This window comes from Kitasatospora sp. NPDC057512 (genome assembly GCF_042802135.1).
Taxonomy (GTDB): Bacteria; Actinomycetota; Actinomycetes; order Streptomycetales; family Streptomycetaceae; genus Kitasatospora.
In genome coordinates this window covers 1-12,529 of the sequence record NZ_JBHVET010000177.1, presented here as the reverse complement: position 1 = coordinate 12,529, position 12,529 = coordinate 1, and the positions used below count along the sequence as shown (strand labels likewise).

Here is a 12,529-nt window from a genome sequence, read left to right as displayed (position 1 = left end):
AACACGACCCACCCCCACAGACAGCCAACCCGCCCCGACCGACAGACACTTACTGTCCCACGCCCAACCCAACCGACTTCGCCAGCAGAGTCGCCAGGTCGACTTCTCACGCACACCATCGGGCGGGGCCGGCCGCCCGGGCCTCGTCGTAGCGCCGCAGCATGAGGCGGGCGAGGGCCGGGTGGGGGGCGGTTGGGACCGGCTGGCGAGGGTCGCGGACTGGGCGCTGGGCTGTTGGTATGACGTTCGGACGGTTGGGCGCGCGGGTGGATCTCCGGCCGGTTAACGTCGGCCGCAATGCGTTCGCACGTCCATACGCGTCCATACGTCCTCAGACCGGAGGTTTCAGTGCAGCGGTGGATCATCCTGACGGTACTCACCTCGGCCCTCACCGGCCTCACAGGCCTCGCCGGGGCCGCCGTACCTGCCCAGGCCGACGAGCCGGTCCCCACCACCGTCACCCTCGGCGACGCCGTCATCGACGCCAAGCGCCCCGGCCGGGTCCGGGTACAGGTCGATTACCTCTGCTCGATCGCGGACGAGGCCCGCTCGCTCACCGTGTCCGTCGAACAGAGGGACCCGGAGGACAACACCGCCATCGCCTTCGGCTCCAGCAGGACCGCGGAGACGGACGTGATCTGCGACGGCACGCCGCAGACCCGGCAGGTCCTCGTCCAGTCCAAGACCACCAACTGGATCCCGGACGTCGACGCCGTCCTGACCACCACCGTCTCCAACATCGGCGCCACCCCGTCGGCCGCCGCCGACTCCAAGCGGGTCAAGCTGCTCGCCACCCCCGCCTGATGCGGACCCTCCTCCGGGCCTCGGCCCTCCTGCTCGCCGCGGGCCCCGTACTGACCGGCTGCGTCAGCTCGTTCATGGTGCCAGGTCCGGAGGAGACCAGCAGTACCGTCGCGCCGCCGTCGCCATCCACGGCCCCGCCGTCGCCCAGCCCCTTCGCGGGGACGGTGACGATCCGCGACTTCTCCTTCGAGCCGGCCGACTTCACGCTCGGCCCGGGCGCGACGGTGACCGTGACCAACACCGGCACCACCGCCCACACCCTCACCGCCCAGGACGGCACCTTCGACACCGGCCCGATCGCCCCGGGAGCCAGCGCGACGCTCACCGCTCCCGCCCGGCCCGGTGCGTACTCGTACCTCTGTACGTACCACCACTTCATGCGCGGGATTCTGACCGTGGCGTGAGGGGCGGTTGCCCTACGCTCGTGCCCTGCACATGGGGAGGGCATGAGGGATGGTCGACAGCACGTCGAACACGATGAGCGGCACGGCGAACGGCCCGGTCGTGCAGGCCGGGAACATCGGGGCTGTCTACGTGGGAGGGAGTCAGCCCCCGACGGTGCCGGACGGGGCCGACGACTGGGTGAAGGCCGCTGCCGATTCACGGGTCTGGAAGCACGTTCGGGAGGACCGGGACGCTGAGCCGTACCTGTGCGCCGTACTGAAGGCCGTCGGTGAACTGGCCCGGCTGCGGGACGAGACGGTGCTCGCCGACGACCCGTGGCAGGACCCCGGGATCGCGGTGCGCTTCGCTTCACGAGTCGACTGGCTGCTCGGCGACGATCGGCTCGACCTCTACCCGGCCGAGGCCGCACTCATGGCCGTCCTGCCTTTCCTCTACCGAGTCCGCTCGCTGCGCCTGGCTTCGGCGAGGTCCGCTGTCAGTCCGACCGATCTCGCACCCGCGCCAGAGCCCGATGGTGACCGGGCCGCGTACGAGCAGTTCATCGAGTCCTATGACCTGCTCGTGGGCCGCACCCGAACCCGCCCTGCCTCTGCTGTCCCCCTTGGATGGTGGCTCTTCCACCGCTGGCTCGACCAACACGAGGATCTCGCCGACCCCGAGGGCGTCGGCGAGATCCTGGACCGACTCCCGATGCTCGCCGACCTCGGCGAGACCTTCGCGCCCAAGCGGGTCCGCGACCTGCTGCATGCCCTCCGCCGGGGCCCCGACGTCGGCAGCCGCGACTACCTCGCCGGCCTCAGCGTGGACAACCACCTGCGAGCCCCGGGCGAACAGCACGTCCGGGAGCCACGGTTGGCCCTGCTGCTGGCATTGGCGTACGGGACGGCCATTGAGATGACCGCCCTCCCGGAGATCGTGGCCGAGCACCTCGGCATCCCGGATGAGGTCGATGTCGCCGACCTGCGCCGGACACTCGAACTGGCAGTCTGGGGCGGCTCTTACGACCTTCCCGTCCTACGTGCGGAGTGCCATCACGAGGCCGTGGTCGAAGGCCTGCGCGAGTACACCGCCCGTGCCGACGAACTCCTTCACGCACTCCGCCGTGTCCTCCCGTCGCACCCACTCCCCACCCGCCTCACCTCGGACGAGGCCGCCCCCGCTGCCGGCGCATTCACGGGCTGGGCGCGCTTCCGTATGGACGAACGCCGGGTGCGAAGCCTGCTGATGGGTGTCGAGCTCTACCGCGACCGGGATCTGGCGGTCCGCGAGCTCTACCAGAACGCCCTCGATGCCTGCCGGTACGCCCGGGCCCGCGTGCAGTACCTGGCCCGGTCACGGAGCTTTCACCTGGGTCCCCTTTCCTATGAGGGGCGGATCGAGTTCCGCCAGGGAGTGGGCGAGGACGGCCGCGCCTACCTGGAGTGCGAGGACAACGGCGTGGGAATGGGCGAGGAAGAGTTGCGGGGAGTTTTCTCCAATGCCGGCGCCCGCTTCGCCGAGCAGTTGGACTTCAAGCTCGAACGCGCCGAATGGCGCAAGGTGGATCCGCCCGTCGAGCTGTATCCCAACAGTCGCTTCGGCATCGGTGTGCTGAGCTACTTCATGCTCGCCGACGAGATCCGGGTCAACACCTGCCGCCTGGACACCACCGGTCAGTTGGGTCCGCAGCTGGAAGTCTCGATCTACGGCCCGAGCCACCTCTTCCGCATTGCTGAACAGTCGGCACAGGGCCGCACGCCGGGTACTACGGTGCGACTATACCTGCGGGATGACATTGGCCTCGGCGGGTCATGGTCGGCCCTCGATGTCCTTGAACGCCTTCTGGGTATCGCGGAGTTCCGTACATCGGCCGAACATGGCGGGCGAAACGTGAAGTGGGAGCCGCAGCAGCTCAGGACAAGGATGGCGTTGTCCGGTGACAAGTTCGGGTTCAATGCGTCGGGCACAGTCGTTCCTTGGGAGGGCGCTCCTGAGGGCGTGCAGGTGACGTGGTGTGAGTACGGCGGCGCCCTGCTGGTGGATGGCCTGTTCGTCAAGCCTTCGGTGTCGGGGGAGCTCGTGAGTTCGGGCAGTGGTCTGGCAGGTGTCGTCGTGAACCTTTCGGGGGCGTGGTCGCCGATCAAAATGTCAGTTGATCGGCGCCTTGTCATCGATGATGTGTCCCATAAACTATGTCATCTCTTGGGGTCGGCAGCCGTCGAATTGGTCCAGACGGACTCGACCCTGTTGAGCATGGAATGGCTTGCTGCCGTGATAGATGAGAATGTCAACATTGCCGATATCGTAGCCGCCGAGTGTGTTCGGCAAGGGCGGCGCTTCGATTATCGAGGCTGCGAGTTTGAAACTCGGTGGACAGGATGTTGTCCCATGGACGTCGACTTATTCTGTGCCGTGGGAATTCCCATGTCCGGTAGCAGCGGCAGATGGTCACGGGTGGATGGGGTGCCGGACGACTCAGTGGTCCTCTGGCGGCTCATGGCGCATGACCGGCAGGATCAGTTGGTAGCACTCGCGGAATTCTGGCCAGCGCTCACGACTGCGGGCCGCAGTCGGGTGGCGATGCCCTCTGATCAGTTCTCTATGGCGCTCCATGAGCCCGGCCGGAGGCGTTGGAGTGCTGGCCCGGCCGCTGCCAGGCCCCCGGTTGGAGGGCAGTCGGTGACGGTAGCCGCGTTGGTGACAGCAGCGGACCGGCGGGCCAGGTCGGTTGCCGAGGTGGCAGCAGATTGGTTGCGGGGTGGTAGCAATGTCCCTCAAGCCGTGCTTGACCTGGCGCTTGCCGTTGAGTCCGATCGGTTGTTCCTTAGGGGAACCGAGGAAGGGCGAATTCTTCGGGGGTGGCCGGAGCCGGGTGAGGTGCTCACCCCTGGTTATCTGGCAAAGGTCAGCTCCACACTCGGTGTCCCTGTCAGCAAGGTTGCCGATGCCATGGCAGCGTATGGACTCGAAGTCGACCTCGCGGGTCTCCCCGACCTGCCGTCGGGGGACGTGGCCGAGATGCTCAGCCATCGCCTTGACGGGTTGGGGCCGTGGCTGAGTAGATCGGACACTGTTCCTGTCGCACACGTGTTGCGTGTCGCGAACGTGACGGGAACTCGAATTGCCGAGGTGCTCGGAACATTTACTCGGCTCGGGTTCCTGGTCCCATCAATGCCGCAAGGCGCTATGGTGGACGATCTTATTCTCTTTGATGGCGCGCGCGGTGTTGAGTCCCCTGCAGGTGTTGAATACGAGTATGCATTTGGCCTTCTGGGGTCCGAAGGAATCACCTTGGAAGAGCTGGTCGATCGTTATCGGGCATACGGCTCGCCGATGTTCCTGCCGGGCGCGGCGACTCGTCTCGATTGGGAGGTCTTCCAGCCTGCCGGTGCTCTGAGCTGGGATGGTTTGGTCATGGGTGACACGGTTCCCTTTGCCAGGTTGATCACGGCGGCACGCCGTCTCCACCGGAGTCCGGAGGAGTTGGCCCGTCATCTGAAGTCCCGTGGAATCGCAGTGTCCTGTGATGGCTTGCCTCGGGAGCTGACGCATCGGCAAGCCTCGGAGATTGTCGGGGAGTGGTTGGATTCGATCGGCAGGGGCCAGTGGTTGGCGACTCTCCTGGAGGTCTCCCAGCGAACCGGTCACTCGATCACGCAGATCGTCGAGTGGTACCGAGAGTGGGGCATCGATGTGCCCGACCCTGCTGAGCTGATCCGCGACGCCCTCGCCCGGGTGCCCATGGCCGACCCGTCCTGAGCACCGAATCCACCCGTGAACAGGGCTGCTGCAACGTGCCTCCTTGTTCTACAGTTCTGTAGAACATTACGCACGGCGATCGGGGACGAGCATGGACAGGCCGCTTCGGCTGCCGCAGCAGGATCGGGCGGACTTCGAGACGGAGCTCGGGCGGGCGCTCTCGGCGCCGGAGGTGCGGGCGGCGTTGCGGGCGAGTGGGGAGGAGGCCCGGGGGGTGGAGCGGTTGCGGCGGACGGCGCGGGAGAACGCGGAGTTCGTGCTGGCCGCGGCGGCGCCGGAGTACGAGCGGTATGCGGCGTTGCGGGCGGATGCCGACGCGGTGGCGCGGCTGCCGGTGGATGTGCCGGCCAGGGAGCGGGCGTCGGGGTGGTGGGGTGTGCTGGGGGTGGTGGTGCCGATCATCGCGGTGGGGGCGGCGGTGGTCTTCCTGCTGCTGGGTTCCGTGCTGGGGCTGGTCGAGGACATGGAGGTGCTGGCGCACGCGCTGGTGGACGCCGGGTGGGTGTCGGCCGGGGCGGGGGCGGTGAGCCTGCTGGTGGGCGGGCTGGGGCTGCTGGGGGCGGCCCGGTCGAGGGGGCCGGAGGCCGGGGAGGCGGCGGACGGGCCGGGGGAGCTGGTGCTGGCGCGGGACGCCTGGCGGTCGGCGCTGGCGGAGCGCGGGCTGCTGCCGTACCTGGTGGCGCAGGCCGGTGCGGCGCCGGGTCAGCGGCGCTGATCGAGTCTCGCCGAGCGGGCGGCGTCGACGAGGAGGTGGGCGGCGTCCGGGGGGATGGCCAGGCGGCGGGCGATCCAGGGGGCGGGGCGGCCGGCCCGGGCGAGCATCCAGGCGGAGTACAGGTGGCCGAGCTGGGGGGCGTTCTCGGCGAGCAGGAGCGGGCGGACGGCCTCCATCGGGAAGCCTTCGAGGGCGCGGGCGCTGTACTCGCGCCCGTTGGGGCCGGGTGGGGGCAGTGGGAGCGGGCGGCGGAGGTCGATCCAGCGGCTGAGCAGGACCGCGCCGACCACCAGGAGGCCGGTGCCGGAGGCGCCGATCAGGATGCCGCCGATGACGGGGCGGTCGTCCTCCTCGGCCATGCCGAGGGCGATCTCCTCCAGGACGAGCAGGCCGAGCACGGTGAGCAGCACCGCGGCTTCGGCGGGGCGCGGGTGGGTCCGGGGCGTCGTCATGCGGAACCTCCTCCTCGGCGGGGCGGCCGGGGGTTTCGGGCGGGCGCGGCGATTCACCTTCCGTACAACGGGCGGTGGGCGGCCCGGGGCACGCGTCACGGTTCAGGCGGTGAAATCGCGGATCGGAATTGACGGACCGTCAAGAAGCTGATGTGCGCGGCTGGTTGGCCGAACGGGAGGGTCGGCGGGGTGAGCCGTCCGGCGGAGGTTCCGACCGCACCTCCTTCCGGTCGGGCGCACCTGGGCGGTGCGTGCGTCGACGGGGCGAGGGGCCCGACCATGGGTGGGCTTCGGGTCAGCATAGCCTGGGCATGCCAACTTCGACAGGCTTGTCGAAGTTGCGGAATCCGGGCTTGCGGTGGCGTGCCGGGAGGTGTCCGACCGGCTACTTTGAGTACGGAGCTCCGCTTCCACGGCCGGGTTCCTAGGTCGGGTTCCACGGCCGGGTTCCTCGGCCGGGCTCCTGGGCCGGGTTCCACGGCGGTAGGGGAGGTCGGGGCCGATGGGGCTCACCAGCCACAAGCTGCTGGCGCTCATGGTGCTGCTCGCGCTGTTCACGGTGCTCGGCACGCTGTGGGTCTGGCCCCGGCTGGCCGTCCGGAGCTGGCCCGCGATGTTCCTGCGGCTCGGCACCATCGCCGTCACCCAGCTGGCCCTGCTGGCCACGCTGGGGCTCGCCGTCAACGACTACTTCGTGTTCTACAGCAGCTGGTCCGACCTGCTGGGGCGCGAGCACGGCACGGGGGTGATCCGGGCGGCGGGCGGCGGAACCGGTACGGTCGCGGCCGGCGTGCAGGTGCTCGGCCCGGCGGAGATCACCGGCGCGGAGGGGGTCGGCCGCGATCCGGCCCGGATCGGGCGGCTCGACCGGGTGCGGCTGCCCGGGGCGACCACCGGGCTGAGCTCCGACGGCTACGTCTACCTGCCGCCGCAGTACTTCCAACCCGGCGGCGGGGCACGGCACTTCCCGGCCGTACTGGTGCTGACCGGCTTCCCCGGCGACGCCGCCAACCTGGTCACCAAGCTGCGCTACCCGGCGGTCGAACTCGACCTGCTGCGCAAGGGGTCGATGCAGCCGACCGTCCTGGTGCTGATGCGGCCCTCGCCGACCATGCCCCGGGACAGCGAGTGCGAGGACATCCCGAACGGGCCGCAGGCGCAGCGCTACTTCACCACCGACGTGCCCGCCGACCTGCGGGCCTCCTACCGGGTGCTGGACGGCACCGGAAGCCTGGGGATCGTCGGCGACTCGACCGGCGGCTACTGCGCGGTCAAGCTCGGCATGGAGCACCCGCAGACCTTCCCGGCCGCCGTCTCGCTCTCCGGCTACTTCAGGGCGGCGGAGGACGTCACGACGGGCGACCTCTTCGCAGGCGACCCGCGGCGCCGCGCCGAGGCGGACCTCGACTGGCGCCTGGCCCACCTGCCGATGCCGCCCCTGGCGGTGCTGCTCGCGGACAGCAAGGAGGACGGCAGCACCTACGCCGACTCCAGCGCCTTCGCGGCGGCGGCCCGTCCGCCGCTGGTGGTCGACCAGGAGACGGTCGACACCGGCGGCCACAACTTCACCACCTGGGGCCGGCTCATCCCGCCCGCCCTCGGCTGGCTGAGCGCCCACCTGCGCGCCCCGGATTAGCGCAAGTGGGCGCTAACAGAAGGTCAATGACGATCTGTCAGCGAGCCAGCAGGGGGAGCGGTGCACCGGTGCGGGCCGGGAGTTCGAGGCGGGTGAGAAGGGCCGAGGGCGAGACCTCGACCACCCGGCAGCCGGCCCGGTGGCGGCAGTGGCGGGCGACCGAGCCGTGCCGCAGGCGGTCCAGGCGGCGGCGGGTGGCGGCGCCGAGGACGAGCAGGTCCGCCGGGCCGGTGACGGCGCCGACCAGGGCGGGCCCGGGCTCGGCGTTGACCACCAGCGGGCGGATGACCAGGTCGGACGGGTAGCCGCCGTAGGCCTGGTCGAAGGCGACGTCGAGGCGCCGCCGGGCGGCGTGCTCCAGTTCGGAGAGCGGGCGCAGGCCGTCCCGCTCGTTGGCGGCCCAGGCGGCCACGGGCACCAGCACCGCCTGGTGCCGGGCCGCCTCGCCGACGGCGTGGTAGAGGGCGGCCAGACTGCTCAGTGATCCGCTCAGGCCGACGATCACTCGGGTGGTCCCGGTCATGGCCGTTCGCCTCCGTCTCTCCGGCGGCTCTCTCCATCGGGCTCCGCCGGTTCGGCACTCCTTGCTTCGGATGTCTCCAGTGAACCCCGGAACGGAGCCGTCCGTACCGCCGCTGATACCACCATGACGCGGGTCGCCCGCATTTTGACAGCGCTCTGACGGGTCGGTCCGGATCTCCCGGTCGTTCGCTCAGCCCAGCCCCGGGACGAACTGGACCAGCAGGTCGATGGCCTTGATGCCGAGGAACGGCAGCACCAGCCCGCCCAGTCCGTACACCCGCAGGTTGCGCCGGAGCAGGTCGGTCGCGGAGGCGGGCTGGTAGCGCACGCCGCGCAGGGCGAGCGGGATCAGGGCGACGATGATCAGCGCGTTGAAGATGATCGCGGAGGCGATCGCCGAGGTGGGGCTGTGCAGCTCCATGATGTTGAGGTGGTGCAGCCCGGGGTAGGCGTTCGCGAACATCGCGGGGATGATCGCGAAGAACTTGGCCACGTCGTTGGTGATCGAGAAGGTGGTCAACGCGCCTCGTGTGATGAGGAGTTGCTTGCCCACCCGGACGATCTCGATCAGCTTCGCCGGGTTGGAGTCGAGGTCGACCATGTTGCCGGCCTCCTTGGCGGCCGGGGTGCCGGAGTTCATCGCGACGCCGACGTCCGCCTGGGCGAGGGCGGGGGCGTCGTTGGTGCCGTCGCCGGTCATCGCGACCATGTTCCCGGCGGCCTGTTCGCGCCGCAGGTGGGCGAGCTTGTCCTCCGGGGTGGCCTCGGCGAGGACGTCGTCCACCCCGGCCTCGGCGGCGATGGCGCGCGCGGTCAGCGGGTTGTCCCCGGTGACCATGACGGTACGGATGCCCATCCGCCGCAGCTCGGCGAAGCGTTCGGCGATGCCCTCCTTCACCACGTCCTTGAGCTCGACGACGCCCAACGCCCGTGCGCCGTGCCGGTCGTGGACGGCGACCAGCAGCGGGGTGCCGCCGGCCCCGGCGATCCGGTCCACCAGCGGCTCGGCCTCCGCCGGCAGCCGCCCGCCGGAGTCCGCCACCCAGCGGGCGACGGCGCTCGCCGCGCCCTTGCGGACCAGGCAGGTGGTGCCGTCCGGCCAGGTGAGGTCGACGCCGCTCATCCGGCTGTGGGCGGTGAACGGTACGGGCTGCTGCTCGCCGAGTTCGCCGGGGGAGCGCGGCGGCACCCAGTACTGACGGTTCGTCAGCTCGACCAGTGACCGCCCCTCCGGCGTCTCGTCCGCGACGGAGGCCAACTGGGCGGCCTCGGCGAGCTGTTCGGTGGTCGCGCCGGGCAGCGGGTGCAGGGCGACGGCCCGGCGGTTGCCGTGGGTGATGGTGCCGGTCTTGTCGAGCAGCAGCACGTCCACGTCTCCGGCGGCCTCCACCGCCCGGCCGGAGAGGGCGATCACGTTGCGCTGCACCAGCCGGTCCATCCCGGCGATGCCGATCGCGGAGAGCAGGGCGCCGATCGTGGTCGGGATGAGCGCGACCATCAACGCGACCAGCACGATGGTGGTTTGCGGCGCGTGCGCGTAGACGGCCATCGGCTGGAGCGAGACCACCGAGAGCAGGAAGACGATGGTCAGCGAGGCCAGCAGGATGTTGAGCGCGATCTCGTTCGGCGTCTTCTGCCGGTCGGCGCCCTCGACCAGGGCGATCATCCGGTCCACGAAGCTCTGCCCGGGGCGGGAGGTGACCCGGACGACCAGGTGGTCGGAGAGCACCATGGTGCCGCCGGTGACGCCGGTGCGGTCGCCGCCGGACTCGCGGATGACGGGTGCCGACTCCCCGGTGATCGCCGACTCGTCGACCGTGGCGACGCCCTCGACCACCTCGCCGTCCCGCGGGACCACCTCGCCGGCCGGGACGAGGACGATGTCGTGCACCATCAACTGCTCGGCGGGGATGACCTCGTGGCGGTGGTCACGGGTGCCGACCCGCCAGTGCAGCAGCCGCCGGGCGGTGGTGGCGGACTGGGCGCGGCGCAGGGACTCGGCCTGCGCCTTGCCCCGGCTCTCCGCGACGGCCTCGGCGAGGTTGGCGAACAGCACGGTCAGCCAGAGCCAGAAGGAGATCACCCAGGCGAAGACGCCCGGGTGGAGGACGGCGCTGAGCGTGGTGAGCGCGGAGCCGGTCTCCACCACCAGCATCACCGGGTTGCGCATCATGGTGCGCGGGTGGAGCTTGCGGACGGCGGCGGGCAGCGCCTCGGCCAGCTGGCGGCGGGTGATCAGCCGGCGGCGGCCGCCCGGCGAGGTGGGCCGGTGGCTCGGCGGCGGCTCGGGCGCGGGGGCCGCGGTGCGCTCCGGGCGGCGGAACCAGTTCTGCTGGTCGGGCGTGTGGTCCGGGGTGGTGAGGGCCGAACGGCGCATCGTCTCGGGGGACCTTCCGGGCCGCCCCGGTTCGTCGGGGGCGGCGGGTTCGGTGGGGCTGCGGGGACGGCGGACAGCCCACCACCGGAGAACCGGGGGACATGCCGCTCTTGACACAGGATTGGCGCCGCGGCGCCCGTCCTTGACGGACCTCTGACACCGCCGCCGACCGGCCGCCGGACCGCTGTCAGGAAGGCGTCAAGGACGGGCCCCGGGCCGTACGCCCTGCGTCAAGGGCGGGTGCGGTCGGTGTGCGGAGGGTCTCCACTGGAGGGGTGCGGCCGCCCGGGCCGCCGTCTGGAGGGACCCCGCCATGACCACTGTCACCGCCGTCATCGACGTCGACGAACCGCTGGAGCGGACGGTCCGCCTCGTGCCCGCCGCCTGGCGCCGGGACCGCCCCGAGCCGCCGGAACCGTCCCCGGCGGCCGACCGGGACCGCACCCGCCCGGCGAACTGCCGCTTCGCGATGCACTACGAGGACTGACACCCGTCGAGGCGTCCCGCCGCCCACGCGCCCACCCGGAGGAGTAGCCGCCATGACCCAGCTCATCGCCCCGCCCGTGCCCGCCACCCCTGGCGCCACCCCCGGCAGCACCTCCGCCGACGTGCTCGGCGGCCCCTGGCCGGCCTCGGCGCGGCCCGGCCGGGGAGCCGATCTGCTGATCGGCGGAGTGGGGCTGGCCGAGGCCGCCGAACGGTTCGGCACCCCGCTGTACGTGCTGGACGAGGCCGAGGCCCGGGGGCGGGCCCGGGCGTACCGGCGGGCGCTGCCGCACGCCGAGGTGCTGTACGCGGCCAAGGCCTTCCTCTGCAGCGCGATGGCCGACTGGATGGACCAGGAGGGGCTGGGCCTGGACGTCTGCTCGTCGGGCGAGCTGTGGCTGGCGGTCTCGGCGGGCTTCCCGGCGCAGCGGATCCTGCTGCACGGCAACGCCAAGTCCCCGGAGGAACTGCGGCTGGCGCGGCGGCTGCGGGTCGGGCGGATCGTCATCGACGGCCCGGCGGAGATCGCGCGGCTGGCCGCCCTGGTGGCCGCCGACACGCCGCAGAAGGTGCTGGTCCGGATCGTCCCGGGGATCGCCGCCGGGCACCACGCGGCGGTACGGACCGGGGTCGGCGGGCAGAAGTTCGGCTTCCCGGTCGAGGGCGGCGACGCGGCGGACGCGATCGCCCGGGTGCTCGACCAGCCGGGGCTCGAACTGGCGGGCCTGCACTGCCACCTGGGCTCGCAGATCACCTCGGTCGAGCCGTACCTGGAGGCGGTGGACGCGGTGGTGCGGCTGCTCGCCGAGACCCGGGACCGGCACGGCGTCGAACTGCCCGAACTGGACCTCGGCGGCGGCCACGGCATCAGGTACCTGCCCGGCGACGAGGAGCTGGACCTCGCCGAGTTCGCCGTCCGGGTGACCGACCGGCTGGCGGTGCGCTGCGCCGAGGCCGACCTGGACGTGCCCCGGCTGGTCGTCGAACCCGGCCGCGCGATCGCCGGACCGTCCGCCGTGGCGGTCTACCGGGTGCTGTCCGTCAAGCACACGGCGGACGGCCGCTGCTTCGTCGCGGTGGACGGCGGCATGAGCGACAACCCGCGCCCGGCCCTGTACGGATCGCCGTACACGGTGCGGCTGGTCGGCCGCCGCTCGGAGGCGGGGGAGACGCGGGTCGACGTGGTCGGCCGCCACTGCGAGGCCGGGGACGTGCTCGTCCGGGACGCCGCACTGCCCGCCGACCTGCGCCCCGGCGACCTGCTGGCGATGCCGGCGGCCGGCGCCTACCAGCTGTCCATGGCGTCCGGCTACAACCTGGTCGGCCGCCCGGCCGTCGTCGCGGTGAAGGACGGCCGGGCCCGCCTGCTGATCCGGCGCGAGACGGTCGAGGAC

The 12,529-nt window shown here is 71.3% G+C and carries 10 protein-coding genes; 7 read left to right on the top strand and 3 right to left on the bottom strand.

Going from position 1 to position 12,529, the window contains the following annotated elements:
• Positions 1-348 precede the first annotated feature (348 nt).
• The 4 genes from ACFU6K_RS14605 to ACFU6K_RS14590 all read left to right on the top strand — a co-directional run bounded on the left by ACFU6K_RS14605 (position 349) and on the right by ACFU6K_RS14590 (position 5,662).
• Positions 349-804: a hypothetical protein gene (locus tag ACFU6K_RS14605; RefSeq protein WP_380663122.1), complete on the top strand. Its 456-nt coding sequence runs from the start codon at positions 349-351 to the stop codon at positions 802-804.
• Positions 804-1,208, top strand: a complete 405-nt coding sequence (locus ACFU6K_RS14600; protein ID WP_380663121.1) for a cupredoxin domain-containing protein — start codon at positions 804-806, stop codon at positions 1,206-1,208. Before ACFU6K_RS14605 ends, ACFU6K_RS14600 begins: the two co-directional genes overlap by 1 nt.
• A gap of 49 nt (positions 1,209-1,257) precedes the next feature.
• On the top strand, positions 1,258-4,947 hold the full coding sequence (locus ACFU6K_RS14595) for an ATP-binding protein (RefSeq protein ID WP_380663119.1): 3,690 nt from the start codon (positions 1,258-1,260) through the stop codon (positions 4,945-4,947).
• A 91-nt stretch (positions 4,948-5,038) separates the two neighbouring features.
• Positions 5,039-5,662: a hypothetical protein gene (locus ACFU6K_RS14590; RefSeq protein WP_380663118.1), complete on the top strand. Its 624-nt coding sequence runs from the start codon at positions 5,039-5,041 to the stop codon at positions 5,660-5,662.
• Here ACFU6K_RS14590 and ACFU6K_RS14585 read toward each other — a convergent pair.
• The gene (locus tag ACFU6K_RS14585) at positions 5,650-6,114 is read right to left on the bottom strand and encodes a hypothetical protein (RefSeq protein WP_380663116.1); all 465 of its coding nucleotides are present in this window, start codon (positions 6,112-6,114) and stop codon (positions 5,650-5,652) included. The two genes, ACFU6K_RS14590 and ACFU6K_RS14585, sit on opposite strands and share 13 nt — an antisense overlap.
• 502 nt (positions 6,115-6,616) lie before the next feature.
• Between ACFU6K_RS14585 and ACFU6K_RS14580 the strand changes: the two genes are divergently transcribed.
• On the top strand, positions 6,617-7,750 hold the full coding sequence (locus tag ACFU6K_RS14580) for an alpha/beta hydrolase (protein ID WP_380663115.1): 1,134 nt from the start codon (positions 6,617-6,619) through the stop codon (positions 7,748-7,750).
• 37 nt (positions 7,751-7,787) lie between these two features.
• On the opposite strand, the gene ACFU6K_RS14575 is transcribed toward ACFU6K_RS14580, so the two are convergent.
• Complete coding sequence (locus ACFU6K_RS14575) at positions 7,788-8,273, bottom strand: universal stress protein (RefSeq protein ID WP_380663113.1); 486 nt, start codon at positions 8,271-8,273, stop codon at positions 7,788-7,790.
• 189 nt (positions 8,274-8,462) lie between these two features.
• Positions 8,463-10,649: a potassium-transporting ATPase subunit KdpB gene (gene kdpB / locus ACFU6K_RS14570; protein ID WP_380663112.1), complete on the bottom strand. Its 2,187-nt coding sequence runs from the start codon at positions 10,647-10,649 to the stop codon at positions 8,463-8,465.
• A gap of 313 nt (positions 10,650-10,962) precedes the next feature.
• Between kdpB and ACFU6K_RS14565 the strand changes: the two genes are divergently transcribed.
• Both ACFU6K_RS14565 and lysA read left to right on the top strand, forming a co-directional pair.
• Positions 10,963-11,136: a hypothetical protein gene (locus ACFU6K_RS14565; protein WP_375874815.1), complete on the top strand. Its 174-nt coding sequence runs from the start codon at positions 10,963-10,965 to the stop codon at positions 11,134-11,136.
• Positions 11,137-11,188: 52 nt separating this feature from the next.
• Positions 11,189-12,529: diaminopimelate decarboxylase (lysA, locus tag ACFU6K_RS14560; protein ID WP_380663110.1), on the top strand; the 1,341-nt coding region annotated here is incomplete at its 3' end.